Origin of the sequence: Pseudomonas sp. BT76 TE3572 (assembly GCF_050435365.1) — a bacterium.
Taxonomy (GTDB): domain Bacteria; phylum Pseudomonadota; class Gammaproteobacteria; order Pseudomonadales; family Pseudomonadaceae; genus Aquipseudomonas; species Aquipseudomonas fluorescens_W.
The window spans coordinates 4116540-4143288 of the sequence record NZ_JBNDKE010000001.1; the positions used below are offsets into that span (position 1 = coordinate 4116540).

General features: G+C 59.1%; 25 protein-coding genes. 12 read left to right on the forward strand and 13 right to left on the reverse strand.

What is annotated here, in order from left to right:
* Window positions 1-8: 8 nt before the first annotated feature.
* The gene (locus tag ABH912_RS18610; protein WP_033055296.1) at window positions 9-2459 is read right to left on the reverse strand and encodes a glycogen/starch/alpha-glucan phosphorylase; all 2451 of its coding nucleotides are present in this window, start codon (window positions 2457-2459) and stop codon (window positions 9-11) included.
* Between the two features lie 253 nt (window positions 2460-2712).
* Here ABH912_RS18610 and ABH912_RS18615 point away from each other — a divergent pair, with 253 nt between their 5' ends.
* Entirely contained in the window at window positions 2713-3156 is a 444-nt protein-coding gene (locus ABH912_RS18615) for a YkgJ family cysteine cluster protein (RefSeq protein WP_033055294.1), read from the forward strand.
* 325 nt (window positions 3157-3481) lie between these two features.
* Here ABH912_RS18615 and typA read toward each other — a convergent pair whose 3' ends face one another.
* Window positions 3482-5302 carry a translational GTPase TypA gene (typA, locus tag ABH912_RS18620; protein ID WP_033055293.1) on the reverse strand — a complete coding sequence of 607 codons (1821 nt, stop codon included), beginning with the start codon at window positions 5300-5302 and terminating at the stop codon, window positions 3482-3484.
* A gap of 139 nt (window positions 5303-5441) precedes the next feature.
* Window positions 5442-6896 (reverse strand): tRNA uracil 4-sulfurtransferase ThiI, encoded by a 1455-nt coding sequence (gene thiI, locus ABH912_RS18625; protein ID WP_429511344.1) that lies wholly within the window; start codon window positions 6894-6896, stop codon window positions 5442-5444.
* Between the two features lie 330 nt (window positions 6897-7226).
* Here thiI and glnA point away from each other — a divergent pair, with 330 nt between their 5' ends.
* The 5 genes from glnA to ntrC all read left to right on the forward strand — a co-directional run bounded on the left by glnA (window position 7227) and on the right by ntrC (window position 12812).
* Window positions 7227-8633 carry a glutamate--ammonia ligase gene (glnA, locus tag ABH912_RS18630; protein ID WP_008149440.1) on the forward strand — a complete coding sequence of 469 codons (1407 nt, stop codon included), beginning with the start codon at window positions 7227-7229 and terminating at the stop codon, window positions 8631-8633.
* Between the two features lie 300 nt (window positions 8634-8933).
* The gene (locus ABH912_RS18635; RefSeq protein ID WP_429511345.1) at window positions 8934-9443 is read left to right on the forward strand and encodes a DUF4124 domain-containing protein; all 510 of its coding nucleotides are present in this window, start codon (window positions 8934-8936) and stop codon (window positions 9441-9443) included.
* The gene (locus ABH912_RS18640) at window positions 9440-10063 is read left to right on the forward strand and encodes a DUF4124 domain-containing protein (protein ID WP_429511346.1); all 624 of its coding nucleotides are present in this window, start codon (window positions 9440-9442) and stop codon (window positions 10061-10063) included. The genes ABH912_RS18635 and ABH912_RS18640 overlap by 4 nt, the downstream gene beginning before the upstream one ends.
* 230 nt (window positions 10064-10293) lie before the next feature.
* A complete protein-coding gene (glnL, locus tag ABH912_RS18645; protein WP_429511347.1) occupies window positions 10294-11379 on the forward strand; it encodes a nitrogen regulation protein NR(II) in 1086 nt (361 codons plus the stop codon).
* Window positions 11376-12812, forward strand: coding sequence for a nitrogen regulation protein NR(I) (gene ntrC, locus ABH912_RS18650; protein ID WP_033055289.1), 1437 nt, complete (start codon window positions 11376-11378; stop codon window positions 12810-12812). The genes glnL and ntrC overlap by 4 nt, the downstream gene beginning before the upstream one ends.
* Before the next feature lie 649 nt (window positions 12813-13461).
* Here ntrC and ABH912_RS18655 read toward each other — a convergent pair.
* Window positions 13462-13902 carry a hypothetical protein gene (locus ABH912_RS18655; protein ID WP_429511348.1) on the reverse strand — a complete coding sequence of 147 codons (441 nt, stop codon included), beginning with the start codon at window positions 13900-13902 and terminating at the stop codon, window positions 13462-13464.
* On the opposite strand from ABH912_RS18655, the gene ABH912_RS18660 reads away from it, so the two are divergent.
* Complete coding sequence (locus tag ABH912_RS18660) at window positions 13901-14356, forward strand: tRNA (cytidine(34)-2'-O)-methyltransferase (RefSeq protein WP_008068783.1); 456 nt, start codon at window positions 13901-13903, stop codon at window positions 14354-14356. The genes ABH912_RS18655 and ABH912_RS18660 overlap by 2 nt on opposite strands.
* A gap of 107 nt (window positions 14357-14463) precedes the next feature.
* Here ABH912_RS18660 and secB read toward each other — a convergent pair whose 3' ends face one another.
* From secB to ABH912_RS18675, 3 genes are read right to left on the reverse strand one after another with little or no spacing between them, the layout of a single operon-like run.
* Window positions 14464-14949: a protein-export chaperone SecB gene (gene secB, locus ABH912_RS18665; protein ID WP_007949026.1), complete on the reverse strand. Its 486-nt coding sequence runs from the start codon at window positions 14947-14949 to the stop codon at window positions 14464-14466.
* A 41-nt stretch (window positions 14950-14990) separates the two neighbouring features.
* The gene (gene grxC, locus ABH912_RS18670; RefSeq protein ID WP_008149430.1) at window positions 14991-15245 is read right to left on the reverse strand and encodes a glutaredoxin 3; all 255 of its coding nucleotides are present in this window, start codon (window positions 15243-15245) and stop codon (window positions 14991-14993) included.
* A 1-nt stretch (window position 15246) separates the two neighbouring features.
* The gene (locus ABH912_RS18675; protein ID WP_033058272.1) at window positions 15247-15660 is read right to left on the reverse strand and encodes a rhodanese-like domain-containing protein; all 414 of its coding nucleotides are present in this window, start codon (window positions 15658-15660) and stop codon (window positions 15247-15249) included.
* A gap of 153 nt (window positions 15661-15813) precedes the next feature.
* On the opposite strand from ABH912_RS18675, the gene gpmI reads away from it, so the two are divergent.
* The 5 genes from gpmI (at window position 15814) to ABH912_RS18700 (ending at window position 22613) form a co-directional block, all read left to right on the forward strand.
* On the forward strand, window positions 15814-17343 hold the full coding sequence (gene gpmI, locus ABH912_RS18680) for a 2,3-bisphosphoglycerate-independent phosphoglycerate mutase (RefSeq protein ID WP_033058275.1): 1530 nt from the start codon (window positions 15814-15816) through the stop codon (window positions 17341-17343).
* A 229-nt stretch (window positions 17344-17572) separates the two neighbouring features.
* The gene (locus ABH912_RS18685; protein ID WP_033058278.1) at window positions 17573-18871 is read left to right on the forward strand and encodes a murein hydrolase activator EnvC family protein; all 1299 of its coding nucleotides are present in this window, start codon (window positions 17573-17575) and stop codon (window positions 18869-18871) included.
* Between the two features lie 295 nt (window positions 18872-19166).
* Window positions 19167-20486, forward strand: coding sequence for a S41 family peptidase (locus tag ABH912_RS18690; protein WP_033058280.1), 1320 nt, complete (start codon window positions 19167-19169; stop codon window positions 20484-20486).
* Window position 20487: 1 nt separating this feature from the next.
* Window positions 20488-21279 (forward strand): divergent polysaccharide deacetylase family protein, encoded by a 792-nt coding sequence (locus tag ABH912_RS18695; RefSeq protein ID WP_429511350.1) that lies wholly within the window; start codon window positions 20488-20490, stop codon window positions 21277-21279.
* A gap of 104 nt (window positions 21280-21383) precedes the next feature.
* Window positions 21384-22613 (forward strand): trypsin-like serine peptidase, encoded by a 1230-nt coding sequence (locus tag ABH912_RS18700; RefSeq protein WP_429511351.1) that lies wholly within the window; start codon window positions 21384-21386, stop codon window positions 22611-22613.
* 3 nt (window positions 22614-22616) lie between these two features.
* Here the strand turns inward: ABH912_RS18700 and ABH912_RS18705 are convergent, their stop codons facing one another.
* From ABH912_RS18705 to hisB, 6 genes are all read right to left on the reverse strand, one after another.
* Window positions 22617-23372, reverse strand: coding sequence for a substrate-binding periplasmic protein (locus ABH912_RS18705; RefSeq protein ID WP_429511352.1), 756 nt, complete (start codon window positions 23370-23372; stop codon window positions 22617-22619).
* A 78-nt stretch (window positions 23373-23450) separates the two neighbouring features.
* Complete coding sequence (gene hisF / locus ABH912_RS18710) at window positions 23451-24221, reverse strand: imidazole glycerol phosphate synthase subunit HisF (RefSeq protein ID WP_007972752.1); 771 nt, start codon at window positions 24219-24221, stop codon at window positions 23451-23453.
* 9 nt (window positions 24222-24230) lie between these two features.
* Complete coding sequence (hisA, locus tag ABH912_RS18715) at window positions 24231-24968, reverse strand: 1-(5-phosphoribosyl)-5-[(5-phosphoribosylamino)methylideneamino]imidazole-4-carboxamide isomerase (RefSeq protein ID WP_033058290.1); 738 nt, start codon at window positions 24966-24968, stop codon at window positions 24231-24233.
* A 42-nt stretch (window positions 24969-25010) separates the two neighbouring features.
* Window positions 25011-25268, reverse strand: coding sequence for a DUF2164 domain-containing protein (locus tag ABH912_RS18720; RefSeq protein WP_008024930.1), 258 nt, complete (start codon window positions 25266-25268; stop codon window positions 25011-25013).
* Window positions 25269-25907, reverse strand: a complete 639-nt coding sequence (gene hisH, locus ABH912_RS18725) for an imidazole glycerol phosphate synthase subunit HisH (RefSeq protein ID WP_033058292.1) — start codon at window positions 25905-25907, stop codon at window positions 25269-25271.
* On the reverse strand, window positions 25907-26500 hold the full coding sequence (gene hisB / locus ABH912_RS18730) for an imidazoleglycerol-phosphate dehydratase HisB (RefSeq protein WP_003218037.1): 594 nt from the start codon (window positions 26498-26500) through the stop codon (window positions 25907-25909). Before hisB ends, hisH begins: the two co-directional genes overlap by 1 nt.
* Window positions 26501-26749: the final 249 nt, after the last annotated feature.

Consider the following 26749-nt stretch of genomic DNA (forward strand, 5'->3'; position numbering starts at 1 on the left):
GCTAAAAGTTACTCCAACGCCTTCCAGATTTCCGTGGCGTACTCGCGAATGGTCCGGTCGGACGAGAACCAGCCCATCCGGGAGGTGTTCAACACCGCCGAACGCCACCATTCCTTCGAATCGTGCCAATGGGCTTCAACGCGCATCTGCGCGTCCCAGTAAGCGTCGAAATCGGCGCAGACCAGGAAGCGGTCGTAGTCGATCAGCGAATCGATCAATCCTGTGTAACGGGAAGGATCATCCGGCGAGAACACCCCGCCGCGAATCGCTTGCAGCACGTCATTCAGCCGATGGGACGCGGCGATATCCGGCGTCGCGTTGAACTCATGGTTCTGCTTGCGCGCTTCAACTTGCTGAGCGCTGAGGCCGAAGATGAACATGTGTTCGGCACCGATGCGTTCGCACATTTCGACGTTGGCCCCGTCCAGGGTGCCGATGGTCAGCGCGCCGTTGAGGCCGAACTTCATGTTGCTGGTGCCCGAAGCCTCGAAGCCTGCAGTGGAAATCTGCTCCGACAAATCCGCTGCCGGAATGATGCTCTCCGCCAGACTGACGTTGTAGTTGGGCAAGAACACCACTTTCAGCAAACCGCGCACGGTCGGGTCGTTGTTCACCACCCGGGCGATGTCGTTGGTCAGTTTGATGATCAGCTTGGCCTGGTGATAACTGGCCGCCGCCTTGCCGGCGAAGATCTTCACCCGCGGCACCCAATCGATTTCCGGCTCGGCACGAATCGCCTGATACAGCGCAACGGTGTGTAACAGGTTGAGCAATTGACGTTTGTATTCGTGGATCCGTTTGACCTGCACGTCGAACATCGCGGCCGGGTTGACCGCAACGCCAAGTCGCTCATGAATGATGTACGCCAGGGCTTTCTTGCTGTGCAGGCGCTGTTCGGCGAACGCCTTGCGGAACGCGGCTTTCTCGGCGAACGGTTCCAGGCCGAGCAAACGCTCTTCGGGGTTGTCCAGCAGATCCGGGCCGAGGGCGTCGACCATCATCGAGGTCAGCTCCGGGTTGGCCTGGTAGAGCCAGCGGCGGAAGGTGATGCCGTTGGTCTTGTTGTTGATCCGGTCCGGGTAGAGTTTGTGCAGTTCGGAGAACACCGTTTTGCGCATCAACTGCGTGTGCAGGCCGGACACGCCGTTGACGCTGTGGGAGCCAAGGAACGCGAGGTTGCCCATGCGCACGCGGCGGCCGTTGTCTTCCTCGATCAGCGAGACCGCGCGCAGGACCTCGAAGTCATGGATCCCCTTGGCCCGCAGCGAATCGATGTGCTGGGCGTTGATCAAGTAAATGATCTGCATGTGCCGCGGCAACATCCGCTCCATCAAACCGACCGGCCAGGTTTCCAGCGCTTCCGGCAGCAGCGTGTGGTTGGTGTAAGACAGCGTGTCGACGGTGACTTGCCATGCCGCATCCCAGGCGACGTCATAGACATCGACCAGTTGCCGCATCAGTTCGGCGACGGCAATCGAAGGGTGGGTGTCGTTGAGCTGGATCGCGGCATGATCGCCCAGGGTCAGGACCGAGGTGTGCATGTTGCGATGGCGGCGCAGCAAATCCTGCAAGGATGCGGCGACGAAGAAATATTCCTGACGCAGGCGCAGTTCCTGGCCGGCTTCGGTGCTGTCCGCCGGGTAGAGCACCCGGGAAATACTTTCGGCCCGGGCGACTTCTGCCACGGCGCCCAAGTGGTCGCCGGCGTTGAAGCGTTCCAGGTGCAAATCTTCCACGGCCCGGGCGCGCCACAGGCGCAGCGTGTTGACGCTCGCCCCGCGCCAGCCGACAACCGGCGTGTCATACGCAATCGCGCGAACGGTTTCCACTGGTGTCCAGACTTGCTTGGACTTGCCGGCTTCGTCGGTGACGGTTTCGACACTGCCACCAAAACCGATCGGGTAAACGACCTCTGGCCGTTCGAACTCCCAAGGGTTACCGAAATCCAGCCAGTGCTCGGTCTGTTCCTGCTGCCAGCCGTCGACGATGGCCTGGCGGAACAAGCCGTGTTCGTAACGAATGCCGTAACCGTGCCCGGCAATGCCGAGGGTTGACATGCTTTCCATGAAGCACGCGGCCAGACGACCGAGGCCGCCGTTGCCCAGCGCAGCATCAGGTTCCAGCAGGCGGATGCGTTCAAGGTCGACGCCGAGCTCAGTCATGGCTTCACGGGCGACGTCCAACAGACCAAGGTTGCTCAGGCTGTCGTAGAGCAGACGGCCGATCAGAAATTCGAGGGAGAGGTAATAAACCCGCTTTTGACCTTTGCGGTAGATCTGCCGGGTGTGATCCATCCAGTGCTCGACCATATGATCGCGCGCCGCCAGGGCAATGGCTTCGAACCAGTCGTGGTCGAAGGCGTGATCCGGGTCTTTGCCCACCGCGTAGGTGAGTTTGGTCAAGACGGCGTCGCGAAATGCGGCCACCTCTGCTTCGCGAACAAGTGGTTCTTGAGTCATCGATAGGACCTCGAGCGAGCGTGAAGTTGTTGAGCCTAGACGGTCTGACCGGCCGTGGGGGCTCTGGTTCGGCAGTTTTTCCTGATAGTGCGAGATAGATCGACATTACATTGTCATGTGTCTGAATCAATGCAGGGGCCGTGCCGGATTAACGGTGTTTTCGGACGATTTTCGAAAAAACTGGCGAAAGGTTGTTCAAAAATCCACCAGTCCCGGTATGATCGCGCGCCCTGATGCACGCTGGTAACAACCGATGATGAAGTCCAACCTGATCGCCGCCGCGGAGATCGATCGCCTCGATACCTGGGCCAAGTACTCCGCCCCGATGTGTGGTTCGTGCGTTTCCAGCTGCTGCACCCTGCCGGTCGAGGTCAAGATCAAGGATCTGATCCGTATCGGCATCGTCGATGAATTCGAGCGCGGCGAGCCGCCGAAAAACATCGCCAAGCGTTTGCAGAAGGAAGGGATCGTCGAGCGTTACAACCAGAAGTCCGAGATCTTCACCCTTCAGCGCATGAGCAACAACGATTGCCTGTACCTGGATCGTAAGAGCCGTCTGTGCACTATTTATGAAAAGCGCCCGGATACTTGCCGCAACCACCCGAAAATCGGGCCGCGGCCGGGGTATTGCGCGTATAAGCCCAAAGAAGTGCCGCGCGAGAGCAGCGAGAGCCGTCGCACCCTCGAGAAGTTCTGATCGTCTCTGAGTTCAGCGGCAGGCTCTAGACCCCCCCCTCACCCCAGCCCTCCCGAAACGTCGGACCGCCCCAGTGGGGAGAGGGGGAAAGGGAGCCGATCGGGGGCTTTTCAAATCCTGAGTTCGACTCCAGACTTTCAAGTCGATGTAGCTCTAAGAACAACTCGGTCAGTCCCCTCTACCCTCCGGGGAGAGGGTTAGGGGTCGATCCCAAGTCATCCCGAGATTCTGAACTCCACCATCAATTTTCCCTTCCCCAGACAAACAAAAACGCCCCCGACCTTGCGGTCGGGGGCGTTTTTTTAGCAGCTAACTAAGTCGAAACTCAGTTACCGGCTTTCTTGGCAGCGCGGGTACGCTCGCTTTCGCCCAGGATCTTCTTACGAAGACGGATGGACTTAGGAGTGACTTCGCACAGTTCGTCTTCTTGCACGAACTCAAGAGCTTGTTCCAGGGTGAAACGGATAGGCGGAACCAGAGCGATGGTTTCGTCTTTACCCGAAGCACGCATGTTGTCGAGCTTCTTGCCTTTGGTTGGGTTAACGCCCAGGTCGTTGTCGCGGCTGTTGATGCCGACGATTTGACCTTCGTACACGTCTTCACCGTGACCCAGGAACAGTTTGCCGCGAGCTTGCAGGGTTTCCAGCGAGTAAGTCAGAGCCTTACCGGTAGCAACCGAAACCAGCACGCCGTTCTGACGGCCGGACATGTCGCCGGACTTCATCACGTCGTAACGGTCGAAGATCGAGGTCAGGATGCCTGCACCGGAGGTCAGGGTCAGGAACTCGTTACGGAAACCGATCAAGCCACGAGCCGGGATGTTGTACTCAAGGCGCACACGGCCCTTGCCATCCGGAACCATGTTGGTCAGGTCGCCTTTACGGATACCGATCTGTTCCATGATCGAACCTTGCGATTCTTCTGGCAGGTCGATGGTCACGTTTTCGTACGGTTCGTGCTTGACGCCGTCAACCATGCGGATGATCACTTCCGGACGACCAACACCCATTTCGAAGCCTTCGCGACGCATGGTTTCGATCAGTACCGAGAGGTGCAACTCACCACGGCCGGAGACTTTGAACTTGTCGGCGGTGTCGCCTTCTTCAACGCGCAGAGCAACGTTGTAGAGCAGTTCTTTGTCCAGACGTTCCTTGATGTTACGGCTGGTGACGAACTTGCCTTCACGACCGCAGAACGGCGAGTCGTTAACCTGGAAGGTCATGGAAACAGTTGGTTCGTCAACGGTCAGCGGCTTCATCGCTTCGACGTTCAGTGGGTCACACAGAGTGTCGGAGATGAACAGCTGGTCGAAGCCGCTGATGCAGACGATGTCGCCGGCAGCTGCTTCGTCAACGTCGATACGGTGCAGACCGTGGTGACCCATCAGCTTCAGGATACGACCGTTACGGCGCTTGCCGTCGGCGTCGATAGCCACGACTTGAGTGTTCGGCTTGACGCGACCACGGGCGATACGGCCAACGCCGATAACACCCAGGAAGCTGTTGTAGTCCAGTGCCGAGATTTGCATCTGGAACGGACCGTCACGGTCGACTTTTGGAGCCGGCACGTGGTCAATGATCGCCTGGTACAGCGGGGTCATGTCTTCAGCCATGTCGGTGTGTTCCAGACCGGCAATGCCGTTCAGGGCCGAGGCGTAGACGACTTTGAAGTCCAGCTGTTCTTCGGTAGCACCCAGGTTGTCGAACAGGTCGAAGATCTGGTCCAGAACCCAGTCCGGACGCGCGCCTGGACGGTCAACCTTGTTGATGACCACGATTGGACGCAGGCCGGCTTCGAAAGCCTTCTTGGTCACGAAACGGGTTTGCGGCATAGGGCCGTCTTGAGCGTCAACCAGCAGCAGAACGGAGTCAACCATCGACATTACGCGTTCAACTTCGCCGCCGAAGTCGGCGTGGCCCGGGGTGTCCACGATGTTGATGTGGTGGCCGTTCCAGTTGATGGCGGTGTTTTTCGCCAGAATGGTAATACCGCGCTCTTTCTCCTGGTCGTTGGAGTCCATCACGCGCTCGTCGTTGAGCTCGTTGCGCTCCAGGGTGCCGGATTGACGCAAGAGTTTGTCTACCAGGGTGGTCTTACCATGGTCAACGTGAGCAATGATGGCGATGTTGCGTAGATTTTCGATCACTTGTGTATCTCGATCAGAGGATTCGGTGTGCTGACAAGTCTTGGCAGCGATTTACAGTAGAGTCAGGCCTTGCCGTTACAGCTTGACGGCAGAGTCGGGGGGCCGGTGACGCAGGCCACAGGCATACAGCCCCGGGCTCTTAGCTCGGTCGATAAACGCGCACATTGGCATGCCCCTCACTGAGCAAATGGTGGGCATGCAGGCGACTCATCACGCCTTTGTCGCAATACAGCAGGTACTGGCGAGTAGGGTCCAGTTCCTTGAAACGAGCGTTCAATGCATAAAACGGCATCGCTTGTACCTCAATGCCAGCCAAGTCCAGCGGGTCATCCTCAGCGGCATCCGGATGACGGATGTCGATGACGATCTGACCAGCCAGCGCTTCACTGACTTCTTCGATCTGCAAGTCCTGGCCCAATTCGTCGATCACGCGATCGATCGGCACCAATTTGGCGTTCTCGAGCGCACGCTCAAGTACTGCCATGTCGAACTGTTGTTCTTCGTACTCCACGCGTGGACGCTTGGCGTGGGTCTTGGGGTTCACCGAGATGACCCCGCAGTATTCCGGCATGTGCTTGGCGAAGTCGGCAGTCCCGATTTCGTTGGCCAGGTCGATGATGTCCTGCTTGTGACTGGCGATCAGCGGACGCAAGACCAGCTTGTCGGTCACGCAGTCGATCACGGACAGGTTCGGCAGCGTCTGGCTCGACACCTGGGAAATCGCTTCGCCGGTGACCAGCGCTTCGATCTCCAGCCGATCGGCAATACGGGAAGCAGCGCGCAACATCATACGCTTCAAAACTACGCCCATATGACTGTTATCGACTTTACCGAGAATTTCTCCCAGTACTTCCTCGAACGGCACACTCACAAATAACACGCGTTGGGAGCTGCCGTACTTCTTCCAGATGAAGTGCGCGACTTCCATGACGCCCAGTTCATGGGCTCGTCCGCCCAGATTGAAGAAGCAGAAATGGCTCATCAGCCCGCGGCGCATGATCTGGTAAGCGGCGACGGTGGAATCGAAGCCGCCGGACATCAGCACAAGTGTCTGTTCCAGGGCACCCAGCGGATAACCGCCGATGCTGTTGTGCTGGCTGTGGATCACAAACAACCGTTTGTCGCGAATTTCAATGCGAACTTCGATTTCCGGCTCTTTCAGCGAGATTCCGGCGGCGCCGCACTGACGACGCAGTTGGCTGCCGACGTATTTCTCGACGTCCATCGAGCTGAATTCATGCTTGCCGGCACGCTTGCAGCGCACCGAAAAGATCTTCCCGGCCAACGCATCACCGAAGTGCTGCTTGCACTTGGCGACGATGTCGTCGAAGTCGCCCAACGGGTATTCGTCGACCTGCAGGAAATGCGCGATGCCCGGCATGCAGCTCAGGCGCTCGGTCATCTCCTTCAGGGCTTTGGGCTCGCTGACGCGGGTTTCCAGCTCGAGATTGTCCCACACACCGTTCACCACCACAGCCGGGTCCAGGTCGCGGAGCACGGTACGGATGTTTTTGGCCAACTGGCGGATGAAACGCATCCGTACCGGGCGGCTCTTGATGGTGATCTCGGGGAAGACTTTTACGATTAGTTTCATGAAAACAGCGCGCGCTGGGCCAGCCGAAAAAGGGGGGCGCGGATTATAGCGGAAATTGCTCAAGGTTTAACCAGTTAATGTGCAGAAGGTTTTGCGCGCACCAAAACAGGTCATTTAATGGATTTGACGCTACATTACGGGGCGCTATTTCCAGCTTTGCTGCGCTTTGCACCTTTATAAGCGTGAAATTGGGGCAAAAAAACCATGGTGGGGCACTGGCATGCAATTTGCTCCCTTGTGAGGCAGGTTGCCTTGGCAGAGTATTCGCGCCGGCATCACCCACATTCTAAGGGCATCCACTACTAAGCCCGAAGCCACCCGGAGGACACTATGTCGAAGTCGGTTCAACTCATCAAAGATCATGACGTCAAGTGGATTGATCTGCGCTTCACTGACACCAAAGGCACTCAGCACCACGTGACCATGCCGGCTCGCGACGCGCTGGATGAAGCTTTCTTCGAAGAAGGCAAAATGTTCGACGGTTCCTCCATCGCTGGCTGGAAAGGCATCGAAGCCTCCGACATGATCCTGATGCCGGACGACAGCACTGCCGTTCTCGACCCGTTCACCGAAGAGCCAACCCTGATCCTGGTTTGCGACGTGATCGAGCCTTCGACCATGCAAGGCTACGACCGTGATCCACGTGCGATCGCCAAGCGTGCCGAGGAATACCTGAAGTCGACCGGTATCGGCGACACCGTATTTGTTGGTCCAGAGCCTGAATTCTTCATCTTCGACCAAGTGAAGTTCAAGTCCGATATCTCCGGCTCGATGTTCAAGATCTACTCCGAACAAGGTTCGTGGATGTCCGACCAGGACGTGGAAGGCGGCAACAAAGGCCACCGTCCAGGCGTCAAAGGCGGCTACTTCCCGGTTCCGCCGTTCGACCACGACCACGAAATCCGTACCTCCATGTGCAACGCCATGGAAGAAATGGGCCTGGTCATCGAAGTTCACCACCACGAAGTGGCGACTGCTGGCCAGAACGAAATCGGCGTGAAGTTCAACACCCTGGTGGCCAAGGCTGACGAAGTTCAAACCCTGAAGTACTGCGTACACAACGTTGCTGATGCATACGGCCGCACCGCGACCTTCATGCCTAAGCCGCTGTACGGCGACAACGGTTCGGGTATGCACGTTCACCTGTCCATCGCCAAAGATGGCAAGAACACCTTCGCTGGCGAAGGCTATGCCGGCCTGTCCGACACCGCTCTGTACTTCATCGGCGGCATCATCAAGCACGGTAAGGCACTGAACGGCTTCACCAACCCGTCGACCAACTCCTACAAGCGTCTGGTCCCAGGTTTTGAAGCTCCGGTAATGCTGGCCTACTCGGCTCGCAACCGTTCCGCTTCGATCCGTATTCCTTACGTGTCCAGCCCTCGCGCTCGCCGTATCGAAGCTCGCTTCCCGGATCCAGCAGCCAACCCGTACCTGGCCTTCGCAGCCCTGGTAATGGCCGGCCTGGACGGTATCCAGAACAAGATCCACCCTGGCGATGCTGCTGACAAAAACCTGTACGACCTGCCGCCTGAAGAGGCGAAAGAGATCCCACAAGTTTGCGGCAGCCTGAAAGAAGCCCTGGAAGAGCTGGACAAAGGTCGTGCGTTCCTGACCAAAGGCGGCGTTTTCAGCGACGACTTCATCGACGCTTACATCGCCCTGAAAAGCGAAGAAGAAATCAAAGTACGCACCTTCGTACACCCACTGGAATACGAGCTGTACTACAGCTGCTAATCCGGTAGCGCCTGCGCAAGCGGCGTGACAAAAAAGAGGCCTCCTTCGGGAGGCCTTTTTTATGCCCGCGATTTAGCGATCACCGCAGTTTCCATGTAGGAGCGAGCCTGCTCGCGAAGGCGCCAGGTCAGTCAATATGAATGTTGAATGATCGATCGCTATCGCGAGCAGGCTCACTCCTACAAGGGTTTTGTGGTGTTTGGGAGATATGGGTAAATCATGCCCAAATGTTTACAACTTGGGTCAACCGCCGCCCCTGACCTATGCTGCAACCCAACGCCTTCGCTTCCGGTCGATTTTATGGGTCGTGGTTTTCTACTGATGTTGCTGCTGATCGCCCTGCCCGCCGCCGCGCAGATCTATAAGTACACCGACGCCGACGGCAACACCGCCTACAGCAATCAACCGCCCGATGGCGTGAAGGCTCAGCCTGTCGAGTTGCCACCGCTTAACAGGGTTGAGCCTCAAGCCCCTTCTGCGCCACCTGTCGAAGCCACCAGCCGCGAACAGCCGCGCAGCGCTTACGAGGTGCTGGAGTTGACCAACTTACCCACCACCGAAGCGCTGCGTGCCAACAACGGCACCTTCACCGTCAACGTGCTGATCAAACCCCGCCTGCAAGGCCCTCATCTGTTCAGGCTGTTGCTGGACGATCAACCTTACGGCCAGCCGAGTAACGTGCCGATCCTGCAACTGGTCAATATTGATCGCGGCACACATAGCCTCGCGGTGCAGGTGATCGATGGGGAAAACCTCGTACAGCAAAGTCCCACTGTGACGTTTACCGTACAACGGGTGCATAAGCCGTGAGGCTGTGGTGGTGGCTGATCACCTGCCTGATCACCCTGCCGGTGACGGCCGAGGTGTTCACCTACATCGACGCCCAGGGCAATCGGGTCTACACCGACCAGCCGGGCTCCGGCAATGCCAAGCGTGTGCCGATGGCGCCGAGTAACCGCATGTCCGCCAACCCTGGCGGCGCAGCACCGACGATGACTGGAAAGAAGGCCGAAACAAAGCCACTGTTCCACTACGACATGCTGAGAGTACTGGTGCCGGAACCTGACGCCACGGTGCGCAGCAGTGCTGGCGAGATTATCGTCAGCGTTACCAGCGAACCCGGCCTGCAGCGAGGCCATCGCTACCAACTGCTACTCGACGGCCAGCCCACCGCAGCGCCCGGCCTGAGCCCGGTATTCGCCCTGAGCAATATCGATCGCGGCAGTCATAACCTCTCTGTGGAAATCCTCGACGAGCAGGGCCGCACGGTCGAGCGCACCGCCAACCAGCCGTTCCACATGCTGCGCATCTCCCTCGCGCAGAAGCGTCAGGTCAAACCCTGCGCCCTCCCCGATTACGGCCAACGGCCGGAATGTCCGCTCAAAGACAAACCACCAGAAGAAAAAAATCCCTTCTTGCGCTTCTTCTAACGCCGTTCAGCTTTGCGCACTATATTGGTGCGATTAGTTGCACCGTACCCACATACCAACCCATTTTGGTTCGAAAGTTCCCGTCAAAGCTGGCAGAACGCCACGCAAACGAGCGTCAAACGCCCGTTTCAGGCCTTAAACGCTTCTTTTCGGAGCCTTGGTTTGGTTTTTGCATTTTCCTCGTATCAGCGCTTTATTCATGCGCGCGCCCTGCTCCAAAAGAGGTCCTGATGACCATTAGCGACGCACTGCATCGATTGCTACTCGACAACCTGACCACCGCCACCATTCTGCTCGACGCTGACCTGCGTCTCGAGTACATGAACCCGGCGGCGGAGATGCTCCTGGCCATCAGCGGTCAGCGTAGCCATGGGCAGTTCATCAGTGAGTTGTTCACCGAATCCACCGAGGCGCTGAACTCCCTGCGTCAGGCGGTTCAGCAGGCGCACCCGTTCACCAAGCGCGAAGCGATGCTCACCGCCCTCACCGGCCAGACGCTGACCGTCGACTACGCGGTGACGCCCATCCTGGCCAACGGCGCCACGATGCTGCTGCTGGAAGTCCACCCCCGTGACCGCTTGCTGCGAATCACCAAGGAAGAAGCGCAGCTGTCGAAGCAGGAAACCAGCAAGATGCTGGTGCGCGGTCTCGCTCACGAAATCAAGAATCCTCTCGGCGGAATTCGCGGCGCGGCGCAACTGCTCGCCCGCGAACTGCCGGAAGAAAGCCTGCGCGACTACACCAACGTGATCATTGAAGAGGCCGACCGCCTGCGAAACCTCGTGGACCGCATGCTCGGGTCCAACAAGCTGCCATCGCTGGCGATGTGCAACGTCCACGAAGTTCTGGAACGCGTTTGTCATCTGGTGGAAGCAGAAAGCCAGGGCTGCATCACGTTGGTGCGCGACTACGACCCAAGCATTCCCGACGTGTTGATCGACCGCGAACAAATGATTCAGGCTGTGCTGAACATCGTGCGCAATGCGATGCAGGCCATCAGCAGCCAGAACGAGCTGCGCCTTGGCCGCATCAGCCTGCGTACCCGCGCCATGCGCCAGTTCACCATCGGCCACGTGCGCCATCGCCTGGTGACCAAGATCGAAATCATCGACAACGGCCCGGGCATTCCCGCGGAGTTGCAGGAAACCATCTTCTTTCCCATGGTCAGCGGCCGTCCGGACGGTACCGGGCTGGGCCTGGCCATTACCCAGAACATCATCAGCCAGCACCAGGGCCTGATCGAATGTGACAGCCATCCAGGCCACACCACCTTCTCGATCTTTCTGCCACTGGAACAAGGAGCCACATCGACATGAGCCGTAGTGAAACCGTGTGGATCGTCGATGACGACCGTTCTATCCGTTGGGTCCTGGAAAAAGCCTTGCAACAAGAAGGCATGACCACGCAAAGCTTCGACAGCGCCGATGGCGTGATGAGCCGCCTGGCGCGCCAGCAGCCGGACGTGATCATCTCCGACATCCGCATGCCGGGTGCCAGTGGCCTGGACCTTTTGGCGCGGATTCGCGAACAACACCCACGGCTGCCGGTCATCATCATGACCGCTCACTCCGATCTGGACAGCGCTGTCGCGTCCTATCAGGGCGGCGCGTTTGAATACCTGCCCAAGCCGTTCGACGTCGACGAAGCGGTGTCGCTGGTCAAACGCGCCAACCAGCACGCTCAGGAACAGCAAGGCCTGGAAGTCCCGGTCGCCCTGACGCGTACGCCGGAAATCATCGGTGAAGCGCCGGCGATGCAGGAAGTGTTTCGCGCCATCGGGCGCTTGAGCCACTCCAACATCACTGTGCTGATCAACGGCGAATCCGGTACCGGTAAAGAGCTGGTGGCGCACGCGCTGCACCGTCACAGCCCACGGGCGGCTTCGCCGTTCATTGCGTTGAACATGGCGGCGATCCCGAAGGACCTGATGGAATCCGAGCTGTTCGGCCATGAGAAAGGCGCGTTCACCGGCGCGGCCAACCTGCGACGCGGGCGCTTTGAGCAGGCTGACGGCGGCACGCTGTTCCTCGATGAAATCGGCGACATGCCGGCAGACACCCAGACTCGTTTGCTGCGGGTGTTGGCGGACGGCGAGTTCTATCGCGTCGGCGGTCATGTGCCGGTGAAGGTCGATGTGCGAATCATCGCCGCGACTCACCAGAATCTGGAAACCCTGGTGCACGCCGGGAAATTCCGTGAGGACTTGTTCCACCGCCTCAACGTGATTCGTATCCACATTCCACGGCTGTCGGACCGTCGCGAAGATATCCCGACACTGGCCAAGCACTTCCTCAGCCGCGCTGCGCAAGAACTGGCGGTGGAGCCCAAGCTGCTGAAAAGCGAAACCGAGGAATACCTGAAGAACCTGCCGTGGGGCGGCAACGTGCGTCAGCTGGAGAACACCTGCCGCTGGATCACGGTGATGGCTTCGGGTCGCGAAGTGCACATCGGCGACCTGCCGCCGGAGCTGCTGAACCTGCCGCAGGATTCGGCGCCGGTGACCAACTGGGAGCAAGCGCTACGCCAGTGGGCCGATCAGGCGTTGGCTCGCGGTCAGTCGAGCCTGCTGGACAGCGCCGTGCCGGCCTTCGAGCGGATCATGATCGAAACCGCCCTCAAACACACCGCCGGCCGCCGCCGCGATGCTGCGGTTTTGCTGGGCTGGGGGCGTAATACCCTGACGCGCAAGATCAAGGAATTGGGGATGAAGGTTGATGGTGGGGATGATGATGAGGGGGAAGAGGGTTAATCGTTTGCCTTGAGAACCACCCCTCACCCCAGCCCTCCCGAAACGTCGGACCGCCCCATAGGGGAGAGGGAGAAAGGGAGCAGATCGGGGGCCTTTCATATCCTGAGTTCGACTTGATTGTTCAGGTCGATGTAACTCCAAGAACACCTCAGTCAGTCCCCTCTCCCTCCGGGAGAGGGTTAGGGTGAGGGCCGATTCAGGATCAGCCCCATTTTCACGATGCACCGCAACACCTTCCGTGCACCGCCGCAATGCACCGCGAACCGCAATCGCGCACGCCAACTGCTCTAAAACCCTACCTGCTTACGCAAAAAAAACCATACCGCGAAAACACGAAAGCCCCGGAATACGGGGCTTTCGACGTTTCAGCGCGACATTCTGTTTCAACTTGTTAAAACCTGGCACGCCCCCTGCAGTAGTCCAATCAGTGATTCAGTTCACTACCCGGTTTCGGGGACCTTGGTACAGGCAGGCCGGGGATTCCCCTCTTTACATCGGGCTCATACCGCACAAGCGACGAGCCCAAGCAGTTTTGGGGCCCTTGATACAGGCAGGTCAGGGGTTCCTTCTTTACACCGGGCTCACGACGCAATGCGCGAGCCCTGCCGTTTTGGGGACCTTGGTACAGGCAGGCCGGGGATTCCCTCTTTTATTGCTCTCGGAGATGGATCTCCAGCCGCCAGCGGTCATCGACCTCGCTACCGGCCCAGTCGCCCTGCAGTGGCCGGGCCGCCACCACCGTCAGCAACAACCCCCCATCACTCAAACGCACGCGCCAGTTGACGCTCTTGTCATTGATTTTGAGCTGACCTTTCTGCGCCTTGCCTTCAGCCTCGAACAGCAACGCGAGGCTACCGTCGACGAACTCGCCGTGAGCCTTGGGTTCGTTGTTGAACCACACCACCAACCCGTCGTTCGTCACCTCGACCTGCTGCAATTCGCTGGGGTCGGGCGTGGTCAGGCGACCGATCATCAGCCCCACCATCACCCCGACAATCGCCAGCGAAGCCATCACTCGCGGGAATAGCTTCGAACGCGGGTCCGCTTCAGGCGTAGAATGCCGCTCATCTTTACCTTCGGAGCCGTGCATGTTTCACGTCATCCTTTTCCAACCAGAAATTCCGCCGAATACCGGCAACGTTATCAGGCTGTGTGCCAACAGTGGCTGCCACCTGCATTTGATCGAACCGCTGGGCTTCGAGATGGACGACAAGCGTCTGCGCCGGGCCGGCCTCGATTACCACGAGTATGCCACCCTGCAACGCCACGCAGACCTCGCCAGCTGTCTGGAAAGCCTCGGTCATCCTCGGTTGTTCGCCTTCACCACCAAGGGCTCGCGGCCGTTCCACGATGCCAGCTTCGCCGAGGGCGATGCGTTCCTGTTCGGCCCGGAAAGCCGTGGTTTGCCGGCGGAAGTGCTCGATGCCCTGCCCAGCGAACAACGCCTGCGCCTGCCGATGCGTGAAGGCTGCCGCAGCCTGAACCTGTCGAACACCGTGGCGGTCGCCGTGTACGAAGGCTGGCGCCAGCTTGGGTTCAAGTAAGCTCAGATCATTTCCGCCTGACAGAAACAATCGCGGGCAAGCCCGCTCCCACAGGTTTTGCACAATCCTGTGGGAGCGGGCTTGCCCGCGATTTTCAGCAGCGCTGCTTATTGAACGGTTGGAGTCTCGCCAGCCGCCTGCATGCGTTGCAGCTCTTGTGCGTACAGCGCGTCGAAGTTCACCGGGGCCAGCATCAGGGCCGGGAACGAACCGCGGGTCACCAGGCTGTCCAGGGTTTCGCGAGCGTACGGGAACAGGATGTTCGGGCAGAACGCACCGAGGGTGTGGCTCATCGAAGCGTCGTCGAGGTTCTTGATCAGGAAGATCCCGGCCTGTTGCACTTCAGCAATGAACGCCACTTCGTCGCCGTTCTTCACGGTAACGGACAGGGTCAGCACGACTTCGTGGAAATCGCCTTCCAGCGCCTTTTGACGGGTGTTCAGATCCAGACCGACGCTCGGTTCCCACTGCTGGCGGAAGATGGCCGGGCTTTTCGGTGCTTCGAAGGACAAGTCACGTACGTAGATGCGCTGCAAGGAGAATTGCGGTGCGGTTTCTTCTTCGCTAGCTGCAGTGTTCTGTTGGTCAGTCATCTCAGATCCTTTCTGATCTTGGGGTCTTATAGGGAAGGCATTCAGGCCTTGAGCATGGCGTCGAGCTTGCCGGCGCGCTCAAGGGCAAACAAATCATCACAACCACCCACGTGGGTGCTGCCGATCCAGATCTGCGGCACGGACGTACGTCCGGCCTTCTGAGCCATGGCGGCACGCACCTGCGGCTTGCCATCGACCTTGATCTCTTCGAAGGCCACGCCTTTGTTCTCGAGCAGGTACTTGGCTCGCGAACAGTAAGGGCAGTAATCGCTGGAATAGACGACGACGTTGCTCATATCACTTCACCAGCGGCAGGTTGTCGCCCTTCCAGCTGGAAATACCGCCGGAGAGCTTGGCGGCGGTGAAGCCGGACTTCATCAGTTCGCGGGCATGCGTGCCGGCAGTCTGGCCCATGGCGTCGACCAGGATGATGGTCTTGGCCTTGTGCTTTTCCAGTTCGCCGACGCGAGCGGTCAGTTTGTCGTGAGGAATGTTCACCGCGCCAACAATGTGACCGGCGGCGAAGTCCTTGGTCGAACGAATGTCGATCACAACGCCCGCGTCCTTGTTGACCAGCCCGGTCAGTTCACCGGTGCTCAGGCTGCGGCCGCCGCCTTGCATCTGATAGGCCAACAGCAAGGCCGCCAGTACGACGAAGATACCCACGAGAATGTAGTGGTTGGTGGCGAATTGAATCAGATGTTCAACCATCGAAGGAGGTTCCAGGGCGTTAAAATGTCGGCCAGTATACACAGCCACTATGGTGGGCCAAACCCCGTCCGGCGGTGACGCGGCCGGAACTTCGCTTTAAACTGCCACTCCCTTTTCCATCGCCCTCTTTTAATTCAGCCACGAGTGGAATCCATGACTACCACGCCTAAACCTTTGGTCCTGATTATTCTCGACGGCTTCGGTCACAGTGAGAGCCCTGAATCCAACGCTATCTTTGCGGCGAAGAAGCCCGTACTGGACCGTCTGTGGGCCACCGTGCCGAACGGCCTGATCTCGGGCAGCGGCATGGACGTCGGCTTGCCGGATGGCCAGATGGGCAACTCCGAAGTCGGCCACATGAACCTCGGCGCCGGCCGCGTGGTGTATCAGGACTTCACCCGCGTGACCAAATCGATCCGCGACGGCGAGTTCTTCGAGAACCCGACTATCTGCGCTGCTGTCGATAAAGCCGTCGCTGCCGGCAAAGCCGTGCACTTCATGGGCCTGCTGTCCGATGGCGGCGTTCACAGCCACCAGGATCACCTGGTTGCCATGGCTGAACTGGCTTTCAAGCGCGGCGCCGAAAAAATCTATCTGCACGCCTTCCTTGATGGTCGCGACACGCCGCCGAAAAGCGCTCAGTCGTCCATCGAACTGCTCGACGCGGCCTTCCAGGCCCTCGGCAAAGGCCGGATCGCCAGCATTGTTGGCCGCTACTTCGCCATGGACCGCGACAACCGTTGGGACCGCGTGTCCCAGGCTTACAACCTGATTGTCGACGGCAACGGCGAATTCAACGCCGCCACCGCTCAGGAAGGCCTGCAAGCCGCGTACGAACGTGGCGAGAGCGACGAATTCGTCAAAGCCACCTCCATCGGCGAGCCGGTGAAAGTCGAAGACGGCGACGCCGTGGTGTTCATGAACTTCCGCGCCGACCGCGCCCGCGAACTGACCCGCGTGTTCGTCGAAGACGATTTCAAGGAGTTCGAACGTGCCCGCCAGCCAAAACTGGCCGGCTTCGTCATGCTGACCCAATACGCCGCCAGCATTCCTGCGCCATCGGCCTTCGCCGCAGGCAGCCTGGACAACGTGCTGGGCGACTACCTGGCGAAAAACGGCAAAACCCAGCTGCGCATCGCTGAAACCGAGAAGTATGCCCACGTCACCTTCTTCTTCTCCGGCGGCCGCGAAGAACCGTTCCCGGGCGAAGAACGCATCCTGATCCCGTCGCCAAAAGTCGCCACTTATGACTTGCAGCCCGAGATGAGCGCCCCGGAAGTCACCGACCGCATCGTCGACGCCATTGAAAACCAGCGTTACGACGTGATCGTGGTCAACTACGCCAACGGCGACATGGTCGGCCACAGCGGCGTGTTCGACGCGGCCGTCAAAGCCGTTGAGTGCCTCGACCTGTGTGTCGGCCGCATCGTCGATGCGTTGGAAAAAGTCGGCGGCGAAGCGCTGATCACTGCCGACCACGGCAACGTCGAGCAGATGTCCGACGAAACCACTGGCCAGGCGCATACCGCCCACACCACCGAACCGGTACCGTTCATCTATGTCGGCAAGCGTGACTTCAAGGTTCGCGACGGCGGCGTGCTGGCGGATGTGGCACCGACCATGCTGATGTTGATGGGCCTGGAAAAACCGGCGGAGATGACCGGAACTTCGATACTGGTGTAATCCGACCTTTCAAACACCGCAAACCCCTGTAGGAGCGAGCCTGCTCGCGATAGCAATCTAACGCTCAATATCGATGTGAATGTTAGGACGCCATCGCGAGCAGGCTCGCTCCTACAGTGGGTTTGTGTGGTTTTTGGGGCCGGTTATCACACAGCCCCAATTGGGCGTTTTTTTTGCAGCGCTTGGCGGGCATACTAGGATGTCTTTTTCCCTGGTGTCGCCCGCCTCTATGCTTCGCGTCCTGATAGCCCTTGCTCTGACATGCCTGCTCCAACCGGCCTTTGCTGACGAGCGCGCGCAAACCCAACAACAGTTGGACGCCACGCGTCAGGACATTGCCGAGCTGAAAAAACTGCTGGGCAAGCTCCAGGAAGAAAAAACCGGGGTGCAGAAAGACCTCAAAGGCACCGAGACCGAGATGGGCAAGCTCGAGAAGCAGGTCGAAGCCCTGCAAAAAGAGCTGAAGAAAAGCGAATCCGAGCTGCAGCGACTCGATACCGAGAAAAAAAAACTCCAGAGCGCGCGCATTGAACAGCAGCGACTGATCGCCATTCAGGCCCGCGCGGCCTATCAGAACGGCCGTCAGGAGTACTTGAAGCTGCTGCTCAACCAGCAGAACCCGGAAAAATTCGCCCGCACCCTCACCTATTACGACTACCTGAGCCAGGCCCGCCTGGAGCAGCTGAAGAATTTCAACGAAACCCTGCGCCAACTGGCCAATGTCGAAAAAGACATCGCCATGCAACAGGCGCAATTGCTGGTGCAGAAAAGCAGCCTCGACAGCCAGCGCGACGAACTCGACAAAGTCCGCAAGGAGCGTCAGCAAGTCCTGGCCAAGCTCAGCGACGACGTGAAAGCCCGCGATCAGAAGCTGGCAGCCCGCGAGCAGGATCAGGCAGACCTGTCTAAAGTCCTTAAAACCATTGAAGAAACCCTGGCCCGTCAGGCCCGTGAGGCAGAAGAAGCGCGGCAAAAAGCGCTGATCGCCCAGCAGGAAGCCGAAAAAAAGCGTTTACGTGAGGCTCAGGCTGCTGCAGATGCAGACACCACTGACGCCCCACGCAAACCCATTAAATCGACACCCGGCGCACTGGTTTCAAGTTCAGGCGAGACCTTTGGCGGCCCCTTTGCTTCAAGCCGGGGAAAACTTCCCTGGCCCGTTGATGGTCGACTGCTGGCACGCTTCGGCGAAACCCGTGGCGACGACGCCCGCACCAAGTGGGACGGCGTGATGATCAGCGCCTCCGCCGGCAGCCAGGTGCACGCCGTGCATGGCGGTCGCGTGGTGTTCGCCGACTGGTTGCGTGGCGCCGGGCTGCTGGTGATTCTCGACCACGGCAACGGTTTTTTGAGTCTTTATGGTCACAACCAGACGCTGCTCAAGTCTGCGGGTGACGTGGTAAAAGCCGGTGAGTCCATCTCCACTGTCGGCAACAGTGGCGGGCAGGACACGCCAGCGCTGTATTTCGCTATTCGTCAGCAGGGTCACCCGAGTGATCCAGCGCAATGGTGTCGCGCGCAAGGATAAGCACGCGACCTTAGGTCGTGGTGACGTTTAATAGCGGATCGCGCCGCTCCCCGGAAGGCGCAAGACTAGGCATGAGGAGTGAGGTTTGGTTGCTTCAAATGAACGACGAATAACGACGTATTGCGCCTTCCGGGGAGTGGCCCTCCGGGTTGGAGCTGTGAGCGCGCGCTGCTGCGTTGTGAGACTTGGCAAGGAAACAACCCTTACCTGCGTCTCACGCCTTGCATCGCACGCTCACAGCTCCAACGCGATCCGCTATTAAACGTCACCACGACCTATTAGGAGTTCGTTCGACATGCTGCATCTGTCCCGCCTTACCTCGCTGGCCCTGACGATCGCCCTGGTGATCGGCGCGCCTCTGGCGTTCGCCGCTCAACCGGCCCCGGCCGTCGCGCCTGCGGGCACTGCTGCGACCACCAAGGCGCCATTGCCTCTGGAAGAGTTGCGCACCTTTGCCGAGGTCATGGATCGGATCAAGGCAGCCTATGTCGAACCGGTGGACGACAAGACCCTGCTGGAAAACGCCATCAAGGGCATGCTCAGCAACCTCGACCCGCACTCCGCCTACCTGGGCCCGGAAGACTTCGCTGAGTTGCAGGAAAGCACCAGCGGCGAATTCGGCGGCCTGGGCATCGAAGTGGGCGCCGAAGACGGTTTCATCAAGGTGGTTTCGCCAATCGATGACACCCCGGCCTCCAAGGCGGGCATTCAGGCCGGCGACTTCATCGTCAAGATCAACGGCCAGCCGACCCGCGGCCAGAGCATGACGGAAGCCGTGGACAAGATGCGCGGCAAGATCGGCCAGAAAATCACCCTGACCCTGGTGCGCGACGGCGGTACACCGTTTGACGTGACCCTGGCCCGCGCCATCATTCAAGTGAAGAGCGTGAAGAGCCAGTTGCTGGAATCCGGCTACGGCTACATCCGCATCACCCAGTTCCAGGTCAAGACCGGCGACGAAGTCTCCAAGGCCCTGGCCAAGCTGCGCAAGGACAACGGCAAGAAGCTCAAAGGCATCATCCTCGACCTGCGTAATAACCCGGGCGGTGTGCTGCAAGCGGCGGTGGAAGTGGTCGACCACTTCATCACCAAGGGCCTGATCGTTTACACCAAGGGCCGTATCGCCAACTCCGAACTGCGCTTCTCCGCCACCGGCAAGGACGAAAGCGAAGCCGTGCCAATGGTCGCGCTGATCAACGGCGGCAGCGCCTCGGCCTCGGAAATTGTCGCCGGCGCCTTGCAGGATCAGAAACGCGCGGTGGTCATGGGCACCACCAGTTTCGGCAAAGGCTCGGTACAAACCGTGCTGCCGCTGAACAACGACCGCGCACTGAAGATCACCACGGCGCTGTATTACACGCCGAACGGCCGCTCGATCCAGGCACAGGGCATCGTTCCGGACATCGAAGTGCGCAAGGCCAAGATCACCAACGAGCAGGACGGCGAGTACTTCAAGGAAGCCGATCTGCAAGGTCACCTGGGCAATGGCAACGGCGGCGCCGACAAACCGACCAGCTCCAGCGGCAAAGCCAAGGCGATGCCGCAGGATGATGATTACCAATTGGCCCAGGCCTTGAGCCTGCTCAAAGGGTTGAGCATCACCTCCGGCCGCTGAGATGCGCCTGCGGTTCATCCTCGGCTTGCTGTGCTGTCTGGCGGGTGTTGCTCACGCAGCGCCCGTCGCGACGGCACCTCAAAAGGCCTATCTAAGCCTGATCATCGATGACCTGGGGCAGAACCTGCCCCGGGATCGTCGTGTGCTGGCCCTGCCCGGCCCAGTCACCACGGCGATCATGCCCGACACGCCCCACGCCACCGAATTCGCCCGCGAAGCCCATCGCGCCGGCAAGATTGTCATCCTGCACATGCCCATGGACCCGGCCACCGGCCCGTTTGCCTGGCACCCCGACTTGCCCATCGAAGAGCTCGAGAAACGCCTGAACGCGGCACTCAAGGTCGTGCCCTACACCGCCGGCATCAACAACCACATGGGCAGCCGCATGACCGTTCAGCAACCGGCCATGGCCTGGCTGATGGCGGAGTTGCAGCGCCGACACAAGCTCTTCGTCGACAGCCGCACCAGTGCGCAAACCGTGGCGGCCGCCGAGGCGCAGAAGATTGGTTTGGCGAGCGTTTCGCGGGATGTGTTCCTGGATGACGAGCCCACTGAAGCCGCGATCTTTACTCAGCTACAGACGGCGATCAGCCTGGCGCGCAAACAGGGTTCTGCAGTGATGATCGGGCATCCGTATCCGCAGACATTGGCGGTACTTGAACGTGAACTACCCAAGCTCAAGGCTCAGGGCATTGACTGGATCGACATCAAACAGATGATCAGCGTGCGCGGCAATCGTGCAACGGCAGCGCACGGCAAGGATGGCCAGTACCGCCTCCCGACCGCCCGGTAATTGCTCGCAGCCCACTCCATTTCGCGATAACTATTTATACCTGCCGGTACACCGCCGCGTGCCACGATAGCGCTCACCCTGAATTTCATCACCAAGGAATGGACATGAAATACATGAGCTTCTTTTGCTTCGCAGGCCTGATTGGCCTGCTGGCTATTTCCGCAGCGCAGGCTCGCGATCTGGGCGAAGGCGCCGTCAACGACTCACCCTCAAGGGCACTGCAAAACAGCGAACATTCTTATGAAATCTGGAGCGGCGTGGGACTACTCAGTCTCCAATCAGGCTTGACCTGCAGCGCCGTTCTACTGGATACGCGAAACAGGCAAGGCCGAGCCACTGGCCCTGCCTACCTGCTCACCAGCGGTCATTGCGTGTTGTTTCAGTACGGTTCGGCGCGGACCAATCTGCCTTTTAAAGCCAGCGTCACCTTCCACTACTTTCATGACATGCCACAGCGTAAGCGCCGATACGCCATCCGGACTGCCCGATGGAGCAGTCTGGTCGGGACCGATCTTGCAGTACTGGAGGTCGACGCAACATTGGCGTCGCTGATACAGGCCGGGGTCAACCCGCTCAAGCTGGCGTCCCATCAAACCAACGAGAGTCAAGACGCGCTTAACATTGGCGCGCCGAGCGGCTTTACCGAACAAGGGCTTCGACTGAGTGCCTGCGCTGAACAAACCGCCGGAACATTCATCGATCACCCCGGAGTGTTCCCTTTGGCCATGAAAAACAGCTGCGAACTTCACGGTGGCAACTCTGGTAGCCCAATGCTGAACCGTCGCACCAATGAAATCACCGGCATCGTCAGTAAAGTCGTGACCTCGCGCAATACCCCAGCGCCGCCTGGTTGTGAGCACTCGACGTCTTGCAAGGCTGCCCGTTTCAACTACAGCTACCCGGCCAACTTCCTGCACACGTGCTTTATTGACGGTGTCTTCACCAGCGACGGGGCGGACTGTTCGTTGAAGCCAGTCGAGCTGACTATCACGGAGCCCTGGAAGCTCAAGTCATACATTCATAGAACGCAAAACGCGGATGAGCAGGTCGTATTGCCTACGTGGGATTTCAGGTTCTCCCTCGAGGCACCCTTCTATCGCTACAAAACGGTCCATAACGCCAGGGACTGCAAAGCTTCCGACAATTACAGCGCCGCCATCAGCACTGAAGATGCTTACATCAATACTGAAGTCGGGCCACAAAGCGGCGCACATGCACTGTGCATTATCGGCGTCGCCTCAGGGGGAGCGCAGCTGACAAGGGCGATGCTGAATAACGTGTTTACCAGTGCCGTGTACTTGAGCGCGGCTCCGGCTCAGGTTGTATCGAAGTGATGGTTACAGATACTTCGACATGATGTCGTCCACCACGCCTTCCTTGCGCAGTTGATCCAGCGCTGCCTGAAGCTTCGCGACGACGTCATCCGGCACGTCCTTGTTCAATGCCAGATACAACTCGGCGCTGTTGAAGCGCAGCACGGTCTTGAGCCCGGTCACCCCGTCCTGGCGAGCCAGGTAACGTCCGGCCGGATCACCCGTGGCCCACAGGTCGATCTGGCCGTTGACCAGCTTCTTCGCGTTGTCCTGATCCCGCAGCACGACTATCGGCTTCAATCCCTGCTTGGCCAACGTCTCGGCAATCGCATCGCCTTTATAGGCACCAATCTTGTATTTGCGCGCCTGCTCCAGCGACTCAAGGCTGATCTTGCTATCGGCCTTGGCCAGCATGATCCAGTCATCCGGCCCGATCGGGCCAACCCACTTGAACAGGTTCTCGCGGTCCGGCAACCGTGCCATCACAAATACGCCGTAACCGGGCTTTTCCAGGGCGAGTTTGTAGATTCGCTCCCAAGGAAAACGCAATGTCAGGCTGTAGGTGATTTCGGCGCGTTTAAACATCTCGCGGACGATGTCCACCGCGATGCCATTGATGTTCTCGTCCTGAGCGAAGTTCTTGCCGTTCTTCGCCATGTTGTACGGAGGGAAATTTTCAGTCAGCAACACCAGGCCGGTGTCGGGAATTTGTGCGGCATGTGCTCCGTTGACGAGCAATAGAGAAGCACCGGCGAGGGCAAGAAGAAGGCGTCTAAGCATGTCTGGCTACCGAAATCCATGGCGTACCCAAGAGTGCCTTGAGCCCGCCATGATGTCCACTGGCCTGTATCGGTTTGTTTAGCGCATCACGATGCCGCGATGGGCCATGTAGGCCTTGGCTTCCTGCACGGTGTATTCGCCGAAGTGGAAAATACTCGCCGCCAATACGGCGCTGGCGTGGCCTTCGATAATGCCGTCAGCCAAATGCTGCAGGTTGCCGACGCCGCCGGAGGCGATCACCGGGATACCCAGTGCGTCGCTGATGGCGCGGGTAACGCCCAGGTCGAAGCCGTTTTTCATGCCGTCCTGGTCCATGCTGGTCAACAGGATTTCGCCCGCACCGAGACCTTCCATCTTCTTCGCCCATTCAACGGCGTCGAGACCAGTAGGCTTGCGACCGCCATGGGTGAAGATTTCCCAGCGCGGGGTTTCGCCCGGACCGGAAACCTTCTTGGCGTCGATGGCAACCACGATGCACTGCGAACCGAAATGCTGAGCCGCTTCGCCGACGAATTCGGGGTTGAACACCGCAGCGGTGTTGATCGAAACCTTGTCCGCGCCGGCATTCAGCAGGTTGCGAATGTCCTGCACGGTGCGCACGCCGCCGCCCACGGTCAGCGGGATGAACACCTGGCTGGCCATGCGCTCGACGGTATGCAACGTGGTGTCGCGGCCGTCAACGCTGGCGGTGATGTCGAGAAAAGTAATCTCGTCGGCACCCTGCTCGTCGTAACGACGGGCGATTTCCACCGGGTCGCCGGCATCACGGATGTTCTCGAACTTGACGCCCTTGACCACCCGGCCGTTATCCACGTCCAGGCAAGGGATGATGCGTTTGGCCAGCGCCATGGTCAGTCCTCAGCCTTTGTACGAATCGCAGAAAGCTTGCGCTTCAGCGACATCGAGAGTGCCTTCGTAGATCGCCCGACCGGTGATCGCGCCGATGATGCCTGGCGCTTTCGCGTCGAGCAGCGACTTGATGTCACCGAGGTTGTGGATGCCACCGGAGGCGATCACCGGGATCTTCGTCGCGGCGGCCAGCGCAGCGGTGAACGGTACGTTGCAGCCCTGCATCATGCCGTCTTTGGCGATGTCGGTATAAACGATCGCGGACACGCCATCGGCTTCAAACTGCTTGGCCAGGTCGATCACCTGAATGGTGCTGATTTCAGCCCAGCCGTCGGTGGCGACAAAACCGTCTTTGGCATCCAGACCGACGATCACTTTGCCCGGGAACGCGCGGCAGGCTTCGGCGACGAAGGCCGGATCTTTCACGGCTTTGGTGCCGATGATCACGTAGCTCACGCCGGCCTTCACGTAGTGCTCGATGGTTTCCAGGGAACGGATACCGCCGCCGATCTGGATCGGCAGGTTCGGGTAGCGCTTGGCGATGGCGGTGACCACTTCGCCGTTGACCGGCTGGCCTTCGAAGGCGCCGTTCAGGTCGACCAGATGCAGACGACGGCAACCGCCCTCCACCCACTTGGCAGCCATGCTCACCGGGTCATCGGAGAACACCGTGGAATCTTCCATGCGGCCCTGGCGCAGACGAACACAGGCACCGTCTTTAAGATCGATAGCGGGAATAATCAGCATCTGGCAAACCTTCAAATTCGATTGTTCAGCTTCGCTCGAAAATCAGTTTTTCTCGAGCGCCCACAGGTCGCTTTCGATGCTTTCGAACCTCTCTTTGAGGTGCGTCTGCACATCGAAAATCGCCCTATTGTAATAGTGCGGCGCAATTTCACGGGTAAACAGCTCAAGGATTTCAGCCGCTTCGAACGAACCCAGGTCCAGTTCGAAGCGGTCTTCCATAAAGCGCTTGATCTTGTGATTGGCCTCGTTTTCCTGTTCGGGAGTGAGGGTCAGGATCGGCGGCTTCTTCTTGACGGCCATTTACCAGCGACCATCCCACGCGGCGAAGTTCTGCAGCAATTGCAGGCCATGGGTATGGCTTTTCTCCGGGTGGAACTGCACGGCGAAACGCGAGCCATCGGCCAGCGCCGCAGCGAAATCGACACCGTAGTGACCGCCACCCACCACTTGCCGCGGGTTGCCGGCAGCGATGTAGTAGCTGTGCACGAAGTAAAAACGCGCCAGGTCCGGAATGTTGTGCCACAGCGGATGACTCACCGTCTGCTTCACTTCGTTCCAGCCCATGTGCGGGACTTTCAGGTGTTCGCCATCTTCATGCAGGTCTTTGCCGAAGAACTTCACCGCGCCCGGAAACAGGCCGATGCAGTCCACGCCATCGTTCTCTTCACTGCTGTCGAGCAAGGCTTGCATGCCGACGCAGATGCCGAGAAACGGACGGTCCTGGCTGACTTCACGCACCAGCGAATCGAAGCCCAGACGACGGATCTCCGCCATGCAATCGCGAATCGCGCCGACGCCGGGGAATACCACCCGGTCGGCTTCGCGAATCACATCGGCATCGCTGGTGATCAAGACCTTGCCGGCACCCACGTGCTCGAGGGCCTTGGCCACCGAGTGCAGGTTGCCCATGCCGTAATCGATAACCGCGACCGTCTGCATTACAGAACGCCTTTGGTCGACGGCATTTGACCGGCCATGCGGTCATCCAGCTCTACCGCCATGCGCAGTGCGCGGCCGAAAGCCTTGAACACGGTTTCGATCTGGTGGTGGGTGTTGGTGCCACGCAGGTTGTCGATGTGCAGGCTGACGAGGGCGTGGTTGACGAAGCCCTGGAAGAATTCCTGGAACAGGTCAACGTCGAAGCCGCCGACGGTGGCGCGGGTATAGGGAACATGCATCTGCAGGCCAGGACGACCGGAGAAGTCGATCACCACGCGCGACAGCGCTTCATCGAGCGGCACGTAGGCATGGCCGTAGCGACGGATGCCTTTCTTGTCGCCGATGGCTTTGGCGAAGGCCTGACCCAGGGTGATACCGACGTCTTCCACCGTGTGGTGGTCGTCGATATGCAGGTCGCCCTTGCTGACAATATCCAGGTCGATCAGCCCGTGACGGGCGATCTGGTCCAGCATGTGCTCAAGAAAAGGAACACCGATATCAAATCGGGCCTTTCCGGTGCCATCCAGGTTGATCGAGGCTTTGATCTGGGTTTCCAGAGTGTCGCGCTCGACTGACGCCTTACGTTCGGCCATCACCAGCTCCGCAAAATCATTGGGCGAAAAAGGCAACCATTATAGGGGCGCGGGCGCCAAACAGAAACACGGGAGGTGATATGACTGACGGATAGAACCCCCGGCTGTCGCGGGTAGACATGTCCATACAAGCTTTTTCAGACACCCCAAAACAACTGTAAGAGTGAGCCTGCTCGCGATGAGAGCCCCACAGTCAACATTTCTGTCGACTGTCAGACCCTCATCGCGAGCAGGCTCACTCCTACAGAG